Here is an 18,171-nt window from a genome sequence, read left to right on the forward strand (position 1 = left end):
CTCGAACTAGTACTACTGTACCCCGTATCAGCTCGGCCGCATTCCGCAATGTTCAGTTATTAGAGCAGTAAGCATAAAGACTTAGTGTAGTTGTGTAACTACGATTTTTAAGACGGAGAAGTGTCCACTTAAAAACACAAAAAAGGCCCGTTAGATATACTAACGGGCCTTATCACTTTCCTAAGAATTTACTTAGTTCAGAACAGCAGTATGCGCTTTCAAAATTTGGCGGGCGACGGCTAGGTTGGTGTCGCGGGCGTTAACAGCCAAGTAGATGAACTTATCGCCTTTGGTGGAGAGCTTAATCACGTGCAGCTGGTCGGTCAGCGTGAGCAGAATGTCTTGGATGGTTTGGTTGAGCTTGAGGGCCGAGATGGCTTTCAGCTTTTGCTTCACGACCTCGGTGTTATAAGCGGCCGCCGTATCGATATCAAAATCGGCAATATTGGAATGAGCGGCCAGCGCCATGCCGGTTTCCGTTTCTACAACGGCCACGGCAAGCAGAGTGGGCAGTTCAGCTAGTATTTCTTTAACGGTTTGCTTAGCAGATGACATAAAAACAAAAAGAAGAGGTAAAGGAGATAGAAAAATTGAAAATGTGTAAGTGAGCAATTCAACGACTTAGCCGAAAGTGCATCTAGGCATAACAACTACCGAAAAGCAAGTGCTGTACGCTTCACCTCGCGCCGCCGAAGCTTAGAACTGCCACCAATGGTGTTTCTTGGTTTTCTCTTGACGGGGCAACAGCGTCACGTTCTGCGTGCCGCGGCCGGTGAGCTTGATTTCTTCCTCGCTATAGCCGGCGTAGCCGTACTGCAGCACCGGGGTCTGGGCCAGGGGCACGAGCAAGGTATAGTTGCCGGCGGCATCGGTGCTCACGCCCCGGCCACTGACTTTGTCGATAACGGTTGCCCCGACCAGCGGCTGGCCGTTCTCGTCGAGGATGCGGCCACGCACGCTGCTCAAGCGCAGCGTTGAGGCAGCGCTGGCGGCCGTGCTGGCACTAGTGCTGCTCTCGGTGGAGGCCAGCAACTCGGCGGGCAGTTCGGTGGCCGTTACGGTGGTAATGGCGTGCTCGTTGGTGGGCAAGTTGGTGCCGGCAAACACGGCCCCGCCGAGCAGGGCACTGCCCGCGACTAGCGAGGTAGCGCGGCGGCGCAAGCGCTGGGGCTCGGTGCGGATGAGCTCGAACTGGCGGGCCACCCAGCCCAGGGGCTGCACCTGATGGCCGGCCTGGTTGAGTTCGTAGTAGCGGCGGAGCGTGGCGTCGCCGTGCTGGCTGTTGGCTTTGAGGTAGGCGTCGACGGCAGCCGTGTTCTTGCTGGTCAGGTCGCCGCGTAGATAGGCGTCGCGATAAGTCGGGAGCAGGTCGCCGGTAACGGGGTGAAAGGGGTGAGCGCTGAGTTTCATAAAAGATAGAGCGAGCGGTGTGGTAAGTGATTCAGAACAGGACAAAGATAGAGTACTGAATTGCACTTATTTACATGGTGTTTATAGCAAATAGGTTAAGTCATATATGATGAACATGCCCTGTTTCCGACAAACGCACCTTATTGCACTTCCAACAACGAGAATTGTTCGTTAAATAAAGTCCAATGTTAGAGGAATAAGTAAAAAATAATTATAGATTCTTAGAAAGTTTATATGAAAGTTATTTCAAATTTAGAATAAATGAAATTTTGTTCCCATTATGGGATTAAATAGATCACTCATTTCTTTGCTTTTAAACACTATAAACTCGTCTATCTTAAGATCAATATAGTCATTAACATGGTTTATCCAATAAAAAATTTCCTCATAGAAGGTCTGATGACCATGCGCACTGACGTCTAATTCACTTAGTGCTTTCATCAGTGAAACAGCACTTTTTGCCGAAATCCAAACTTAAGAGATGGCTTAGTTTATAGACCTAATGCGTTCTGGTTTATTTATAAGATTCGGGTTATGCAATCACCGAAATAATGACCAACAGTTGCATCGCATAGCGCAAGAGTAGTGTTGACGGAACGTTAAAAAAATAGAGCAAATAGCAAACCGATTTGGGTCCTTACCAGTGCGTATGGTATTACGGATACTCAGAGTTTTAAGCAGGCAAGTGCACCTTGCGGGCTTGATTACGTTTAGATGGTTTTCCTCTGTCTTAGATTCAGACATGAGGGGGCAGTTTCTAGCTATATCCTAAAACCAGTCCGATGAGAAAACAGACGATCCTTTTGCTTGCCGGGGGCTTTTGCCTTGTACAGCTAACAGGCAGTAGCTGCACAAGTAAAAAGAACTCGAATCAGCCCGATGATAACGCACGAAAACCCGCCGCGTTCTTAGAGGAAAGTCACTCAACGCGCACCACCTCATCACAAGTCGGCAATTTTGTAACCGCCGCCAAGGTAGCGACACCTGCGGTGGTGCATATCAAAACCACTTACGCCGCGGCGGCAGACTACAACAGCCCTTTCGATCAAGCTTATGGCCTGCCCTCTGGAGGTAGCACAGCCACGGCCTCGGGCTCCGGCGTACTTATTGCCAGCAATGGCTATATCGCGACCAACAATCACGTGGTGGAAAATGCGGCTACCATCGACGTAGTTTTGCCAGACAACCGGCAGTTTCCAGCGGAACTTGTTGGTCGCGACCCCAACACTGATCTGGCATTGCTTAAAATCAAGGGTGACAACCTCCCAACTCTTCAGCTTGGCAACTCCGATAGTGTGCAGGTAGGAGAGTGGGTGGTGGCCGTCGGATATCCGTTTTCCCTTAATACCACCGTTACGGCCGGCATTGTCAGTGCAAAAGCTCGTAGCCTCGGCATCATCAACCGGCCGGGTCGAAACAACGGCACCGGGTACGCGGAACCAACGGGAAATACCGGTGTGGAATCGTTTATCCAAACGGATGCGGCCATCAATCCTGGCAACAGCGGGGGGCTTTGGTCAACACCAATGGCGAACTGATTGGTATTAATTCGGCCATTGCTTCGCAAACCGGTAGCTATGCTGGCTATTCGTTTGCAATTCCGGTGAATCTAGCCAAGAAGATTCTAGGTGACTTACGCGAATTCGGCGCGGTTAAACGCGGATTGTTAGGCGTTTCCTTTCCGGCGCCACCGGCTGAAGCACAATTCTTACGGCAGCAAGGCCTTGAGCCGGGCGTTGTTAAAGGCGTTTACATAACCGGAGTGCTTGGCAACAGCGCGGCGGCCGCGGCCGGTTTGCAGCAAGGCGACATCATTCAAAGCATTGATGGCGTGGCGCTAAACTCATCTTCGGAGTTTTCGGAAAGAATTGCCCGGCACCGTCCTGGAGATGTTGTCAAGCTCACTTATCGGCGTAACAACAACACTCGTTCCACTTCCGCTACGCTGAAAGGGAGGAAACCACGGCAACAGCTAAAAGCAATGCCGACCTCGATAAAATCTACAACAAGCTCGGAGCCATCTTTGCCCCCTTGCCCGCGTCGTTGAAACAACAACTCAATTTACGGGCGGGGGTACTAGTGACGGAGGTTCGGCAAGATGGCTTCTTCGACCACCTAGGAATACCCAGCGGCACGATCATAGCCTTCGTCAACGGCAAAGCAGTTGCAAGTCCTAAGGATGTTGAAGCGGCCTTGCTCTCTGCCCAAAGTGGTATGGTGCAAATGCTAGCCATTGCTCCTGATGGCTCCCGGGTGGTCTTCAATTTTCCGCTAGGAACGTAAGCGGGCGCATGCATCAATGACGCTAGTGGACCTAACGTTTTGCACCTGCAACGTAGAATGCTATAGTACCTATGCCATTCTATGTTGCGGACATTGCGTGTGACTAGCGCCTACAAATCTTGTTTTACAAGGTCAAATCCAAAGATTTTGAATTAGTATTTTTCTGCAAACCAGTTGACGAAGCATAAAACAAGTTGGCCTCGTTTAGTTATAATTTAGGTGACCAATCATCGTCATCTGGTTGACTGATTTATAGACCTAAGTATTGCGCCGCGTTAAACCGCTTTACATCATCGAGGCGTGCGTAACGCTCAATCATCGCATCCGTTTTCTGCTTGGTTTGGTTTTTAATGGCTTTGTTTGATTGCCCGGCTTCCACTGCAGTGGTTACGAAAGAAGCGCGCAAGGAGTGGGCCGAGTACATAATGCCTAAGTGGCGCTGCACCAAATCATTGACGCTTTGGTCGGTTAGTCTATTTTGGCTTGGTTGGGCGGGTCGATTCTGATTGCCGCGACTCATACGTGTGAATAACGGCCCGGTAGTTCGGTTTAAGCACGTAATCCATTCTTGTACCGCTCGCACCGGACAGAAGTCGGCGCTAGGAGCATAAAATACCGCTTTGTCTTCTTCCTGGCCGTACTGGTTGGTTTTACTTTGGCGCATATGAATAACCAGCGCCTGGCGAGTCAGCTCTACATCTTCCACATTGAGTGCTACTAGCTCCGAGCGGCGAAAGGCGCCAGCGAAGCCGAGCAGCAGTACGGCCCGGTCCCGAAGCCCTGTGGGAGTGGTTAGATCCATGGCTTTGATTGCCTGCTTGAGTTCGGCGACTGTAAACGCCGGGGCTTGGCGTTGTCGTTTGCCTACGATCCGGGCAATACCATCTAATACTACATTCAAGGCCTCATGACTGGTAGGCGAAGGCTGACCGGCTAGCTGGTGGAGCTTGGCAATAGCTGCCACATGCCGCCGAATAGTTGCCAGCTTCATGCCGCGGTCGGCCATTTGAGATACGTAGCCTGCAACCGTCGTCACCTCGGCTGGCAAGTGTAATAACTGATGATGCTCGCAATAATCCTGAAAACTGCGCAGATCAGCTGCGTAGCCTCGTTTGGTGTTCTCGGCGCCATGCAGACCAGCTTCTACGTACCGGGCCACCGACGACGGCAGCTCCACTAAAGAATGCGTGCGGGTCGGTACCACCACGGGCAGCAAGGGTGGTTTGTTCATAAGCAATAGTATAGGGATGGTTGCTAAGACTTATTTTATACCCAAAGCTAGTACAAAATACCTTACTACCGATAATGCTTAATTATCGGTAGTAAGGTAAGCGAGTTTAATTTCACTCGTACAATTCCGCCAACTTAACCAGAATGCATTACGGTGCAAGCTTTATTCATCAGTGCTAGTTCTGGAAGTTAGTGACGAGATGCTTGCAGTTCTTGACTTGCCTCGCCTTTACAACTCCTCAATATTCAAAGACTAGGCTTACTTTGGCAAGAACAATAGCTTTTGGGTGCTTCGTTGGGTATGGCCGTTGAGCACTCCCGGAGTTGTTGGCGTTTTGTTACTTGCTGAACTTATCACTTACCGGCTTCTTATGGGTACTCCCGAGGAAAACTTCGCTCACACAGGCTTGCATCTGCCGCCAGCACCTACGCCGTTAGGCGTTTACAAACCTTGTTTGATTGACGGCAACCACTTATACGTTTCGGGGCACGGAACCGTGCAGGACGATAAAAGCTTGATTATTGGCCGCATTGGCTTGGACCTTGATCTTGAGCAAGGCAAGCTGGCTGCCCGGCAGGTCGGTTTAGCCATCTTGTCAACCATTGTCGCCAACCTCGGCAGTTTAAACAAAGTGAAACGGGTTATCAAAGTGCTCGGCATGGTTAACTGCACGCCTGACTTTGAGAGGCATCCTTATATAATCAACGGCTGTAGCGAGTTATTTGCACAGGTGTGGGGTCCCGAAAATGGCGTTGGGGTGCGCAGTGCCGTGGGCTTCGGCTCTCTGCCGGACAACATTCCGGTGGAAATAGAGGCGCTTTTCGAATTAGCTTAAGTCCCGGCACGGTCATCTATATGGAAGAGTGGTTCCGCATTTCTGACGTCGGCATGCTCGATACGCCCGCGCTACTGGTGTATCCGGACCGGGTTAAGCAAAATCTAGCGCAACTAACAGCCAGCATCGAGGATGTCAGCCGGTTGCGGCCGCACGTGAAAACGCATAAAAACCAGGAAGCGGTTCAACTCACAATGGCAGCCGGCATCGGCAAGTTTAAGTGCGCTACCATTGCCGAAGCTGAAATGCTGGCGCTCTGCCACGCGCCCGACGTGCTGCTGGCCTACCAACCCATTGGGCCTAAAGCAGAGCGCTTTGTGCAGTTGATCAAGCACTACCCCGAAACCAGGTTTTCGTGCCTCATCGATACGTATACCGCGGCCCAGCAACTCAACGCGTTAGCTGCGGCTGGCGCGCTTACAATTCCGGTGTTTCTAGACTTCAACGTGGGCATGAACCGGTCGGGCATTGCCCCGGCAGCGGCGGTAGCTTTGTACGAGCAGTGCCAGCAACTACCCAACGTTGAAATTGTGGGACTGCACGCTTATGATGGCCATATCCGCGACGAAGACTTCACAGTGCGTACCGAGCGCTGCCACCAAGCCTTCGCCCAAGTCGAAGCCGTGGCCACCCAACTGCGCGCGGTTGGCCTGGACCCAATAGTAGTGGCCGGGGGAAGCCCTACATTCCCTATTCACGCCACCCGCAAAGGCGTGGAATGCAGTCCGGGAACGTTTATTTACTGGGATGGCGGCTACGGAAAGACCTGTGTGGAACAGCCGTTTTCACCTGCGGCGCTGGTGCTGAGCCGGGTTATTTCCTTGCCCGATGCCACTAAGCTATGCGTAGATCTAGGTCACAAATCCATTGCTGCCGAAAGTTCTCTAGATAAGCGCGTAACCTTTCTAAATGCCCCGGAACTTGCGCCTATCAGCCAAAGCGAGGAACACTTGGTCTTGGAAGCCGGACCCAGCCATGGTTATCAGGTAGGCGACGTCCTCTACGGTTTGCCTTATCATATTTGTCCTACCGTTGCCTTGTACGAGCGGGCTGTTACCATTCAAGACCGAGAGGTGGTTGGCGAGTGGAAAACCATTGCGCGCGACCGTAAAATCACGTTTTAGTGTATGCTGATAGTAGATGCCCATCTGGATTTGAGCATGAACGCGCTGGAATGGAATCGGGATTTAACCCAACCCGTAGCGGTCATAAATGAGCGCGAAGCACACTTGACGGATAAGCCCGACCGAGGGAAGGCAGTAGTGAGTTTGCCCGAGCTGCGCAAGGGCAACATCGGGTTGGTAGTAGCCACCCAAATTGCCCGCTTCGTTGCGCCCGACAATGCCTTACCGGGTTGGCATTCGCCGGCGCAGGCCTGGGCGCAAACCCAAGGCCAACTCGCCTGGTACCAAGCCATGGAAGCAGCTGGAGAAATGGTGCAAATAAACGACCGCGCCACCTTGGAGCAGCACCTGGCGCATTGGGCCGATGATACTCCTACCGCACACAAGCCCATCGGTTACATCTTGAGTTTGGAAGGGGCCGATTCTTTGATTACTGTGGCGCACCTAGAGCAAGCGTACAGCCGCGGTCTGAGGGCCGTAGGCCCCGCACACTACGGACCTGGCCGCTACGCGCAAGGCACCGATGCCACCGGCTTTATGGGCCCCGCAGGCCACGAGTTGCTGAAAGAAATGGAGCGCTTGAATATTATTCTCGACGCAACCCATTTGTGTGATGACAGCTTCTGGGAAGCGCTCGACCACTTCAACGGGCCCGTTTGGGCGAGCCACAATAACTGCAGGGCCCTGGTAAATCACAATCGCCAGTACAGCGACGAGCAGATCAAGGCCCTAATTGCGCGCGGCGCGGTGATTGGGGGCGCTTTGGATGCATGGATGATGGTACCGAACTGGGTTAGAGGCGTATCAACACCGCAGGGTTTGAACTGCAACCTGGAAGTGCTAATCGATCATATCGATCATATCTGCCAACTGGCCGGCAACACCCTGCACGTAGGTATGGGCACCGATTTGGACGGCGCCTTCGGCCGCGAGCAATGCCCTTACGACCTGCAAACTATTGCTGATCTGCAAAGTGTGCCTACCCTGCTAGCCAACCGGGGCTACTCGGCGCAGGACATCGAGAATATGATGCACGGCAACTGGCTACGTTTCTTACGAAACGTGTGGCGCTAAATAAGTTACTTGTAGACAGTCCGGATGAGGTAGATAAATCGAATTAGGTAGTTGGAATACGTAAACGGGCGTGACCTACAAGTAGAACTGGTCTTTCTTGAACCTCGTCACGTCGATAATCCCGGAAGAGGATTGCTTTGTCGAGGCTGTTGCAAGCAAACCTCTTCCGGGGTGTAGACTGTTCTTAGGACTGGATTATGCGTGATTGCTCGGTCCTACTTCAGTTCCAGCACCACTACCGACTGCGGGGGCAGTTCCACGGCCAGGTTGCCGCCGCGCTTCTTGGCGCCGCTGAAGCTGGTGAGCTTCACCTTATTAGGGTTTTCGAACGTATTGTAATCATTGACTTTAGGGGACGTAAGAATGCGACCCGAAACGGTTTTCCAATTCACGCCAGCCAAAGATGTTTCCAGCTTAAGTGTCTTCTTGGTATCCAGGTTCACCAGCGAGATATGCACTGCCCCGCTAGCATCCTTTGAAGCTGAAGCATTCAGGGCCGGCAGCTTTTGGCCTTCAAGCTCGTAATCGGGACTTGTGAACTGCAAGGGCAGGTACTGCGCATCTTGGTGCACTTGATACAGGTCGAACACGTGGTAGGTAGGCGTGAGCAGCATCTTCTCCTTGTTGGTGAGCACCAGCGCTTGCAGCACATTCACGGCCTGGGCTAGGTTGGCCCCGCGCACCCGGTCGCAGTGGTTGTTGAAGATGTTGAGCGTAGTGCCAGCCACCAGCGCGTCGCGCAGCGAATTTTGCTGGTACAGAAAGCCGGGGTTAGTACCGGGCTCTACGTCGGTCCACACGCCCCATTCGTCCACAAGCAGCGCCACCTTTTTGTCTTTGTCGTACTTGTCCATAATGGCCGAGTGCTTGGCCACCACGGCATCCATTTTCAGGCAGTTCTTCAGGGTATTGAAGTACTCCTGCTCGCTGAAACCAGTGGCTTTGCCTTTGCTGCCGGTCCAGCTACCAGTGGGTAGCGTGTACTGGTGCAGGGTTAGGCCCCACATCTGGTTGAGGGGAATATTCTTCATGCACGTCTCGGTCCAGTGCGCATCGTCGCCGTTGGCCCCGCTCACGATTTTTTTGAGCGGCGGCGAAGCTGGGTAGCTGTGGGCGAAAGTGGCGTAGCGCTTGTAGACATCGGTGTAGTACTCGGCGGTCATGTTGCCACCGCAGCCCCAGCTCTCGTTGCCGATGCCCCACCAACTCACCTTATAGGGCTCAGCTTGCCCATTTTTGCGGCGCTCTAGCACCAAGGGCGTGTCATCATTAGAATTGAGGTACTCCATCCAGCCGGCCATTTCCTGCACGGTACCGCTGCCCACGTTGGCCGCCAAATACGGCTCGGTATCGAGCAGTTTGCACAGCTCCAGAAATTCATGAGTTCCGAAGCTGTTGTCTTCCAAGTTGTTGCCCCACCACATATTCAGCATTTTGGGTCGTTGGGCCGTGGGGCCCACACCGTCGCGCCAATGATAGGTATCAGCAAAGCAGCCACCGGGCCAGCGCAGGTTTGGCACCTTGATCTTGCGGAGGGCTTCCACGATGTCCATCCGAATTCGGCCCTGCTTGGGCACGTTCAGCTTGTCGTCCACCCAAAAGCCGTCGTAGATGCAGCGGCCCAGGTGCTCGGCAAAATGCCCGTAGATGTGCTTGCTGATAGTTTGCTTGGGGTTGCCAGCCTGCACGGTTACGGGTATCGTTTGCGCCGATACCACGGCCGGAGCACCGTAACCGAACCCCAAACACGCGCCTGCCACTAGCTTTACTATCAGCTGCCGACGCGAAGCACGTGGCTTATGAGCAGCTGAAACCGCTCGTACTTGTTGGTAAATCAAATTGATCATGTAGAACAGGTGGTTAGGTGATTACAAGTAGAATGACGTTTCTGGCGCTATCTGGAAGGACCCATTACCGGCCCCGGCAACGAGTAACTAACTTCTTTAAGCTTTCTCTTCTTCTACCTACTTGGCAACTGGAGGCTTGCTGACGGAGAAGTCTTCGAATTCGACTGGAAAGCCCTTGCCATCGGGGGCGGCGCAAATCAAGCCAATCTGCACTTTCTTGCCGGGCGTGGGCGGAAAGTAAGCCAGGCGCAGCATCCGAAACTCCTGGTTGTCGAAAGAATACTGAATTTCCACGTAGTCGCCTTTGCGTAGCAGCGTGAGCCACACGGCGGCTGGGCTGTCTTGCCGCGGCACCACCGACCAGTCCGACACCTCGCGCGTGACAACGGCGCTTACATTCTGCACCCCTTTAACGTACTCGATGCCGGTCTTGATCCAGTTTTTCTCGTCCAGGCGAATCATGAGTCCGGCTTGGTCATATAGGTCTTTGTAGTGCCCCACCACCTTCACTTTCGCCACGAAGTCACCTTCCTGTTCTTGGTAAAGAAAATGACCGTTGTCGCGGATGAAGCCGTAATGCGTCACCCGCCAGAAATCAGTGCCGCCGTCAACTTGCACCTGCACCTTGGAAGCAGTTACTGTTGCTTTTTTGGGCGCGTTCAACCAGCGCATAGGAGGCCGAGACTGCGCCGAAACTGATAAGGCGCCGAGGATCAAGACCGCGGAGAGCAGAAAAGCTTGCATGAACAGGGGTTGGTTAGGTAACGAGCGTAAGCTAAAGAGAAAATCTACGCCGCCGACTTTGCATAACCCTGCATTCTGCAGTTACCTACGCCTGCGCAACCTTCAATACCACCTACAATTCACAGACTTACCTGCTTACACCTTGGAATTAGTACCGCGGAAATTGCCGCTGTACTTATGGGTGTGGCCGTATCAGATGCAGTAGTGACTAAGGCTGTTTTGTCACTGAAATTTAGTCCTTTAGGCTTCATTGCCATAAGCTAGCTTTATTGTTTAGCCAGCTGGCACAGTTTCTAGTGCCTTCCAAACCAATAGTTCGCCTTTGCCGATAGGCACCACCACGCTTTCAACGCCCGGCGTGGCTTTAACCAACGCGAAAAAGGCCTGTAACTCCTGCTGGTGGGAAACGGCATTATCGACGACTAACAGGCCCCCGGGCCGCACCAACAACAGCAGCCGCGGCCACAGCGCCACGTACTGGGCACGGTTGGCATCTAGAAATACCAAGTCAAACGGATTGGGAATGTCGGTGTCGAGCCAAACTCCAACAGGGGCGTGCACTTGAGTGATGCGGGCACTCAGTCCGGCCTGCTCGAAGTTTGCGCGCGCCAAAGCCACACGGTCGGCCCTGATTTCCAGGGTGGTCACGTGACCGTTGGTTGCTAAACTGGCGTCGGCTAGCCAGATGGTAGAGTAGCCAGTGGAAGTGCCGATTTCCAGGATGTTGCGGGCGTGCACCGCTTGCAGCAGCAAAGCCAGGAAAGGACCCGTGTCGGGCGTGATATTCAGGTAACGCTCGGCTCGGTCAGTGGCCAGCTGGTCGTGCATCTGGTAATCGGCGGCCAGTTGGCGCAGGAAAGCAAGTCTAAACTCGTTCATGGAAAAGGCGCTGGATTTACTGTAATCGAAATACCGAGTGTTTGTTGGCCGCGCAAGCATAGCTCGGTGTCGTGGGAGAGAAACACAATCAGAAATCAGTTCAAGCCCTACCTTTGGCGCTCTTTCCACTGGTAGCTCTTGTACTATGCTTCGTCCCATCATGTTTGTCGGCACAGCTTCCGACGTGGGCAAAAGCGTTATCACGGCCGGGTTCTGCCGGATTTTTCGCCAGGATGGCTACCGGCCGGCCCCGTTCAAGGCCCAGAATATGTCGTTGAATAGCTACGCCACGCCCGAAGGCCTAGAAATTGGGCGGGCCCAGGCCATGCAGGCCGAAGCCGCCGGCGTGCCCTGCCACGTGGATATGAACCCAGTGCTGCTCAAGCCCACCTCCGACCAGGCCTCGCAGGTGGTGCTCAACGGCCAACCCATCGGCACGCAATCGGCCTACGAATACTTTCGCGAGAATGACCGGCACGAGTTGTTTGTGGCCGCAACCCAGGCTTTCGACCGGCTGGCGGCGCGCTTTTCGCCGGTGGTGCTCGAAGGCGCAGGCAGCATCTCGGAACTGAATTTGAAGCGCCGCGACATCACCAACCTGCGCATGGCCCGCCACGCTGGCGCCGCCACCTACCTGATTGCCGACATCGACCGGGGCGGCGTCTTCGGCAGCGTGTACGGCACGCTAGCGCTGCTCGAACCCGAAGAAAAAGCCTGCATCAAAGGTATTTTGATCAACAAGTTTCGGGGAGATGCCCGGCTGTTTGCCGACGGCCGCCAGCAACTCGAAGAATTAACCGGCGTGCCCGTGGTGGGCGTGCTGCCTTACTTCCGCGACATTTTTCTGGAAGAAGAAGACTCCGTGGCGCTGGCTCGTAAGCAGCGCGGTACCGGCCCTGCTAATCGGGTGCAGGTGGCCGTGGTACTGCTCGGTCGCATGTCGAACTTCACGGACTTCGACGTGCTCGGTCACGACCCGCGCGTGCATTTGTTTTATACCCACGACGCCAGCGAAATAACCGAGGCCGACATCATCGTTCTGCCCGGCAGCAAAAACACCATCGACGACCTGATAACTCTGAAAAATAACGGGTTGGCGGCGGCCATCGTGCAGGCTCACCGCGCCGGCAAAACGGTGGTGGGCATCTGCGGCGGCTATCAGATGCTGGGCCGCTCGGTGGAAGACCCCGCGGGCGTGGAAAGCCGCGTGGCGGCCACTGCTGGCCTGGGCTTGCTGCCCGTGCGCACCGTGCTACAGGGCCACAAAACCACTGAGCAGCGCCACTTCGCTTTCCGCGACCAAGCCGCGGCCACCTGCCAGGGCTACGAAATTCACATGGGCATTACCACCGCCGACGGTCCGGCCCAGCCCGTAGCCACGCTCACCGATGGCACCCCCGACGGCTACTTTGCCGGGCCGCGCTGCTGGGGCACCTATTTGCACGGCATCCTCGACAATCCCGTGGTGGTCGATGAGTTGCTGGCGCCCTACACCCAAGAGCAAGCTACCGAGCCCTTTGACTTCGCAGCTTTCAAAGACGAGCAGTTCAACCGCCTGGCAACCCTGATCCGCGAAAATGTAGATATGCCGCAGATTTACGCTGCGCTGCAACCCTGATTCATTTACCCTCTACCCTATGCTGCACGGCCATGGCGACGACGGCTACCGCCACTCCCACTCTATCGTAGCGGATTTCAGCACCAACGTCTGGTACGGGTGCGAGCCGGCCGGCTTGAAAGAGTACGTTTTCCGCCAGTGGCCCACCGTGAACCGCTACCCCGAGGTGTTGGCCGAAAGTCTGGCCACCCAAATAGCCGCCCACCACGACCTCGCGCCCACGCAAGTGCTGGTAAGTAGCGGCACCACCGAAAGCATCTACCTGGTGGCGCAAACCTGGGCCGGCGGCCGTAGCACGGTGCTCTCGCCGGCCTTCGCTGAATACGAAGATGCCTGCCGCCAACACGGCCACCGGTTGCAGTTTCTGGCTTGGGAAGAGTTGCAGCCTGATACTCCGCTAACCAGCGAGCTGCTGTTTGTTTGCAACCCCAACAACCCATCCGGCAGCGTGTTGGAGTTGGAGGTATTGGCAGCCTTACTAGCCGGTAATCCGCGCACGGTGCTCGTGCTCGATGAGGCGTTTATTGAATTTACGACCAGTGTCGCGACGGCTGTTCCTTTACTAAGCCAATTCGATAACCTGTTGATTATGCGCTCATTGACCAAGGCGTATGCAATTCCAGGTTTACGGCTTGGCTACGTACTGGCTTCCACTGCCCTCATCACCAAGCTCACCCAACACAAGGCGCCTTGGGCAGTGAATGCGCTAGCCGTGGCGGCCGGGCGCTTCTTGTTTGAAAACTACGAACAAGTGCAGTTGCCCCTTCCTCAGCTGCTGGCCGACAAAGCCATGCTGAGCGGTCAGCTGAGTCTAAACCCCGGCCTCATCATCTCACCGAGTCACACCCACTACTTCCTGGGCGCCACGCGGCACGGCATGGCGGCCGAGCTGAAGCGCTGGCTGTTATCCCACCACGGCCTGCTCATTCGGGATGCTGCCAACTTCCGGGGGCTGACCCCGGCTCACTTTCGCATTGGCACCCGCAGCCCTGCCGACAATCAACTCCTCGTAAACGCCCTGCAAGAATGGAGTACCGCTTCCTTCGCCTAGCCGTTCCACTGGCATCCGGCTACTTGCTGGACCGACTGCTGGCCGACCCTGAGAATTGGCCCCATCCGGTGCGCACCTACGGCCAACTCATTGCTGCTGGGGAGCAGCAGCTCAACCACGACTCGCAGCGTTTCGTGAAAGGAGCCGGGCTCACCATTGGCTTGGTGGGCGGCACATTCGTTTTGTTTAAACTGCTCGACAAGGTTTGGGAGCAAGCACCGCCCGCGTTAAGCATTGCTATTAACAGCGCCTGGGTTTTTTACGGGCTGGCCAATACCGGTTTAGTACGCGAGGGCCGGGCCGTGTTCGACGTGCTGGAGCGGGAAGGACTGGAAGCCGGCCGCCGCCAGCTAGCCCGTATTGTGGGCCGCGACACCGCCCAGCTCGACGCTCAACAAATCCGCACCGCGGTGCTGGAAAGTTTGGCTGAAAACCTAAGCGACGGGGTAGTAGCGCCCTTGTTCTACTACGCGCTGGCGGGCGTACCAGGCCTGATGGCCTACAAGATGGTAAACACCCTCGACTCGATGGTGGGCTACCGTAACCCGCGCTACGAGTTGTTCGGCAAGTTCGCCGCTCGCCTCGACGATGCAGTCAATTTAGTGCCCGCCCGCCTCACGGCCGGTTTGCTAGCCGCTTTAAGCGGAAGCAAGCGGGGTTGGCGCTTTATTTTCAAGTATGGGCACCAGCACAAGAGTCCCAACGCTGGCTATCCGGAAGCGGCGCTGGCCGGGGTGCTCGATTGCCGCTTCGGTGGCCCCAATTATTACCACGGACAGCTTGTGCCCAAACCCTACATCGGTAACAACCCCCGCTCCCTTGCTCCCGCTGAAATCAACCGCGTTGCTCGCCTCAACCACAGCGTGTGCGCCGTCGTGGTGGCGGGCATTTTGGGAATGTTTTGGTGGCAGTATAACCGCCGCTAAGCTTGAGCTTACTGGCTTGAAGCCAACAGTTTGGTTATGAAGGCAGCATCTTCACCCCAGTACAGGTGCACGTAGGACGCCCACACATTGCCATGCCGGTACACCTGGACCGGCACCGCTACGCCTTTGGCGTTGGTAATCTCCACTGGCGCGGCCATAAGGCCTTGGTCTTCGAGTTGGGAGTAGTGAAATTCGTGGCCTTTGATCTGTACGTCCTCCCATTCCAGGGCGCGGTAGCCCAACGTCAGTTTGGCGTTTGCCATAGAAGTGGTACCCGGGAGTACACCTGCCATAGCAAACGACTCCCTCTGGGCAGTGACGATGGCGCGTCCTAGGTACATCAGTCCGCCGCATTCCGCATAAGTTACGCCGCCCGCGGCGCAGTACGCCGCCACGCTAGCGCGCATGCTCTGGTTGGCGCTCAAGGTTTCGGCAAACAGCTCGGGATAACCGCCGGGCAAATACAGAAAATCGGTGCCGGCCGGCAGCTGCGCGTCAGTTAAGGGACTGAAATAAGTAACTTCACCAAATCCACTGAAAGCCAGTAGGTTTTGGTGGTAAGTGAAAGTAAAAGCTGCGTCGCGGGCCACAGCAATACGTCGGTGTTCTTGCCTTACTACTGCGGGCAAAACCGGCCCTGGCACCGGCGCAGGCGTACTGGCAACGGCCAGCAACTGATCCACGTCCACGGTGGCGGGCAGCGTGTCCGCCAAGGTCTCCAAAATGGTTTCGTATTGAAGGTTGGTGTCGATGGATAAGCCTAAGTGGCGCGAGGGAACAGTAAAAGCCAGGTTATTGGGCAAATAGCCGAGGGCCATTACGCCTACATCCTCACAGGCTTCGCGCAGAAAGTGGTAGTGCGAGGCAGTATTTACGAAGTTGAAAATGGCACCTACTAGCCGGATGCCTGGGTAAAAATTCTTGAACCCAAACAGCAGCGGCGCCACCGAGTAGGCCATGGCTTTGGCGTTGACCACCAAAATCACCGGAATGCCCAGCAATTCGGCCACGGCGGCCGCGCTGCCTTGCATGCGGTCGGCCCCGTCGAAGAGGCCCATCACGCCTTCAACCAAGGCTACATCAGCGGGAGTTAAGTAATCGGCGTAAGTGGCTTGCGCGTGCGCGGCCGAGGCCATAAACAAATCCAGATTAACGCTGGGTCGGCCGGCAGCCTGGGTGTGGTGGTGGGTATCAAGATAGTCGGGCCCGCACTTGAAGGGCTGCACCACGAGTCCACGCCGGGCTAGCACCCGCAGCAACCCCAACGTGAGGGTGGTTTTGCCATTGCCACTGCTCGGCGCGGCAATCAGAAATTGGGGCTTTGCAACGGCAGTAGACAAGGACACGGAAAGTGGTTAGTGAAGAGAATAATTAACATTCCCAGTTGCTTTGCTAATGGGGTATGATGGAAAGTACAGTTTGGCCAGCGTGCTGAATTCGAGGCCGTCCTTAGTCAAGTGCATGAAATTGCGTGGCTTAAGCCGCAGCCATTATTAATTGAACATATCCAAGAATACGGCCTAGGGCTAACTGCTTATCCAGCCGCTGCAACAGCCGGTACAACAATCCGCAAGGTGGTCCCGACACTGCATTAAACTGATAGCTTTACCGTCGGGAGTAGCACCCACTGACGCTTGATTCCACGCGTGTTGTTGAGGTAAAAAGGCTAATGCATGTTTGTTATAATACTCTATTCTTCACTTGATTATACCAATATTCAATTGCGAATTTGGCTTAAATCTGGAGCAAAGAATTTTTGTAAGATAGGTGGGCGTCGCAGGTTCTACAATCAGCAGGCGAGTATGTTTAGGCTCACTGCCTCCCGAGCTGCCCACTTCAAACAGTGCAGCGCGGCTGCTTTATGATGCTCAGTGAATTTGCTTTTTCAAGGATAATGCTTAACGATAATGCAAGGTTAATTCCCAACTTTTCAACTCACCGCTGAAAGCCCTACGGCGCGCTTAGCCACTCGTTCTGGGTAACCAGGATGCTCGTCCCGGCGTTAGAGGCGCCCGCCCCTTTGCTTAGCCACCTGCGACTCCAGCACCGCCGTCTGAATTATAGCGCTTCAAAGTGCTGGCATCCTCTTCTCGATAACTACCTCCGAATACTTGTTCGCCATGTCAGCTAGCCGTTTTCCAGCCGCTTGCAGCCCTCACTCAACGACCTCAATTACGTTGTGGGCCTGCTTTCAATAGCCAATAGCTTGAACAAGTTTCAGGAAAGTATAGCTACAACATATTGATTAACAGACCTATAACAAATTCCGCACGGCATACTTTTCAAAAAATAGCGGCTCAGAATTCATGGCTCAATTTCTTATTTCCGGTGGACCCGGCGCGGGCAAATCCACGCTGCTAACGGCCCTGCAAGAGCAGGGCTACACTGGCGTGGAAGAAGCGTCGCGGGTTCTCATTCAGGAGCAGGTAGCCGCGGGCAGTGGCCTTGTGCCCTGGCAAAACTTGGCCGGTTTCGCGGAGCTCGCCTTAACCCGCATGGTAGACCAATACGAGCAGGCCCGGCAGCGCGGCGGGGCCACCTTCTTCGACCGGGGCATTCCCGACATCATTGCCTATTTGGAAGTAGGTGGCATTCCCGTTCCCAAGATCTACCACAACGCGGCCGCGCAATATCGCTACCATCCTGCGGTGCTCATGGCCCCTCCCTGGCCGGCCATCTACGTCAACGACGCCGAGCGCTGGCAAACTTTCGCCGAGGCCGCGCAGCTCTACCAGGCGCTATACCAAACCTACCAGCGCTTAGGCTACCAACTCGTTGAGTTGCCACTAGTACCGGTGATGGACCGGGTGCAGTTTGTGCAATCATGGGTGGCCACCCACCAGAGGCAGGTTCAAAAATCGAGGGATTTGCGGGCGGAATAGGCTTTTTGGCAATTTCGTTTACCTTTGCCGCCAGTAAGGGTAGCTGGTCCGAAACATTTTCGGGCCAACTTTAAAAGGGAATCCGGTGTGAATCCGGGACAGTCTCCGCTGCTGTAACCCCCGCCAAAAACCGGTCGATACGTCGCGCCACTGTTCCGTTAGGGATGGGAAGGCCTTCGACCGGTGGGGGAAGTCAGAAGACCTGCCGCTTGCTACATACAGTCACAGCTTTCGGCAGAAAGGCTCGTTGTACCATGCCCCAGACCT

General features: G+C 54.8%; 17 protein-coding genes and 1 riboswitch. Of the genes, 10 read left to right on the forward strand and 7 right to left on the reverse strand.

All coding sequences use genetic code 11. From position 1 onward, the window contains the following. Window positions 1-192: 192 nt before the first annotated feature. The gene (locus tag MUN86_RS24510; RefSeq protein WP_245126500.1) at window positions 193-555 is read right to left on the reverse strand and encodes a hypothetical protein; all 363 of its coding nucleotides are present in this window, start codon (window positions 553-555) and stop codon (window positions 193-195) included. Window positions 556-696: 141 nt separating this feature from the next. Further along, a complete protein-coding gene (locus MUN86_RS24515) occupies window positions 697-1,410 on the reverse strand; it encodes a carboxypeptidase-like regulatory domain-containing protein (protein ID WP_245126502.1) in 714 nt (237 codons plus the stop codon). Window positions 1,411-2,192: 782 nt separating this feature from the next. Between MUN86_RS24515 and MUN86_RS24520 the strand changes: the two genes are divergently transcribed. Genes MUN86_RS24520 through MUN86_RS24530 form a run of 3 tightly spaced genes read left to right on the forward strand, consistent with a single transcriptional unit; the run spans window position 2,193 to window position 3,693 of the window. Further along, window positions 2,193-2,948, forward strand: coding sequence for a S1C family serine protease (locus tag MUN86_RS24520; protein WP_245126504.1), 756 nt, complete (start codon window positions 2,193-2,195; stop codon window positions 2,946-2,948). Continuing rightward, on the forward strand, window positions 2,924-3,457 hold the full coding sequence (locus MUN86_RS24525) for a S1C family serine protease (RefSeq protein ID WP_245126506.1): 534 nt from the start codon (window positions 2,924-2,926) through the stop codon (window positions 3,455-3,457). Before MUN86_RS24520 ends, MUN86_RS24525 begins: the two co-directional genes overlap by 25 nt. Continuing rightward, complete coding sequence (locus tag MUN86_RS24530; protein WP_245126508.1) at window positions 3,454-3,693, forward strand: S1C family serine protease; 240 nt, start codon at window positions 3,454-3,456, stop codon at window positions 3,691-3,693. The genes MUN86_RS24525 and MUN86_RS24530 overlap by 4 nt, the downstream gene beginning before the upstream one ends. A 250-nt stretch (window positions 3,694-3,943) precedes the next feature. Here MUN86_RS24530 and MUN86_RS24535 read toward each other — a convergent pair whose 3' ends face one another. Continuing rightward, window positions 3,944-4,924 (reverse strand): tyrosine-type recombinase/integrase, encoded by a 981-nt coding sequence (locus MUN86_RS24535; RefSeq protein WP_245126509.1) that lies wholly within the window; start codon window positions 4,922-4,924, stop codon window positions 3,944-3,946. Window positions 4,925-5,294: 370 nt separating this feature from the next. Here MUN86_RS24535 and MUN86_RS24540 point away from each other — a divergent pair, with 370 nt between their 5' ends. From MUN86_RS24540 to MUN86_RS24550, 3 genes are read left to right on the forward strand one after another with little or no spacing between them, the layout of a single operon-like run. Further along, window positions 5,295-5,759: a RidA family protein gene (locus tag MUN86_RS24540; RefSeq protein WP_245126511.1), complete on the forward strand. Its 465-nt coding sequence runs from the start codon at window positions 5,295-5,297 to the stop codon at window positions 5,757-5,759. Between the two features lie 20 nt (window positions 5,760-5,779). Continuing rightward, entirely contained in the window at window positions 5,780-6,883 is a 1,104-nt protein-coding gene (locus tag MUN86_RS24545; protein WP_245126513.1) for a D-TA family PLP-dependent enzyme, read from the forward strand. 3 nt (window positions 6,884-6,886) lie between these two features. Then, complete coding sequence (locus tag MUN86_RS24550; protein WP_245126515.1) at window positions 6,887-7,957, forward strand: dipeptidase; 1,071 nt, start codon at window positions 6,887-6,889, stop codon at window positions 7,955-7,957. 215 nt (window positions 7,958-8,172) lie between these two features. Here the strand turns inward: MUN86_RS24550 and MUN86_RS24555 are convergent, their stop codons facing one another. From MUN86_RS24555 to MUN86_RS24565, 3 genes are all read right to left on the reverse strand, one after another. Then, window positions 8,173-9,804 (reverse strand): alpha-N-arabinofuranosidase, encoded by a 1,632-nt coding sequence (locus tag MUN86_RS24555; RefSeq protein WP_245126517.1) that lies wholly within the window; start codon window positions 9,802-9,804, stop codon window positions 8,173-8,175. 117 nt (window positions 9,805-9,921) lie between these two features. Next, window positions 9,922-10,476, reverse strand: a complete 555-nt coding sequence (locus MUN86_RS24560; protein WP_245126707.1) for a DUF1349 domain-containing protein — start codon at window positions 10,474-10,476, stop codon at window positions 9,922-9,924. Between the two features lie 345 nt (window positions 10,477-10,821). Continuing rightward, the gene (locus tag MUN86_RS24565) at window positions 10,822-11,427 is read right to left on the reverse strand and encodes an O-methyltransferase (RefSeq protein WP_245126519.1); all 606 of its coding nucleotides are present in this window, start codon (window positions 11,425-11,427) and stop codon (window positions 10,822-10,824) included. Window positions 11,428-11,572: 145 nt separating this feature from the next. Between MUN86_RS24565 and MUN86_RS24570 the strand changes: the two genes are divergently transcribed. From MUN86_RS24570 to cbiB, 3 genes are read left to right on the forward strand one after another with little or no spacing between them, the layout of a single operon-like run. Then, on the forward strand, window positions 11,573-13,045 hold the full coding sequence (locus MUN86_RS24570; RefSeq protein ID WP_245126520.1) for a cobyric acid synthase: 1,473 nt from the start codon (window positions 11,573-11,575) through the stop codon (window positions 13,043-13,045). Between the two features lie 19 nt (window positions 13,046-13,064). Then, entirely contained in the window at window positions 13,065-14,096 is a 1,032-nt protein-coding gene (locus MUN86_RS24575; protein ID WP_245126521.1) for an aminotransferase class I/II-fold pyridoxal phosphate-dependent enzyme, read from the forward strand. Then, entirely contained in the window at window positions 14,072-15,022 is a 951-nt protein-coding gene (gene cbiB / locus MUN86_RS24580; protein ID WP_245126522.1) for an adenosylcobinamide-phosphate synthase CbiB, read from the forward strand. Before MUN86_RS24575 ends, cbiB begins: the two co-directional genes overlap by 25 nt. An 8-nt stretch (window positions 15,023-15,030) precedes the next feature. On the opposite strand, the gene MUN86_RS24585 is transcribed toward cbiB, so the two are convergent. Beyond that, window positions 15,031-16,368 (reverse strand): cobyrinic acid a,c-diamide synthase CobB, encoded by a 1,338-nt coding sequence (locus MUN86_RS24585; protein ID WP_245126523.1) that lies wholly within the window; start codon window positions 16,366-16,368, stop codon window positions 15,031-15,033. A gap of 960 nt (window positions 16,369-17,328) precedes the next feature. Between MUN86_RS24585 and MUN86_RS24590 the strand changes: the two genes are divergently transcribed. Then, the gene (locus MUN86_RS24590; RefSeq protein WP_245126524.1) at window positions 17,329-17,904 is read left to right on the forward strand and encodes an AAA family ATPase; all 576 of its coding nucleotides are present in this window, start codon (window positions 17,329-17,331) and stop codon (window positions 17,902-17,904) included. A 20-nt stretch (window positions 17,905-17,924) separates the two neighbouring features. Beyond that, a riboswitch (cobalamin riboswitch) is annotated at window positions 17,925-18,128 on the forward strand. Window positions 18,129-18,171 lie beyond the last annotated feature (43 nt).

Source organism: Hymenobacter volaticus, assembly GCF_022921055.1.
GTDB classification, from domain to species: domain Bacteria; phylum Bacteroidota; class Bacteroidia; order Cytophagales; family Hymenobacteraceae; genus Hymenobacter; species Hymenobacter volaticus.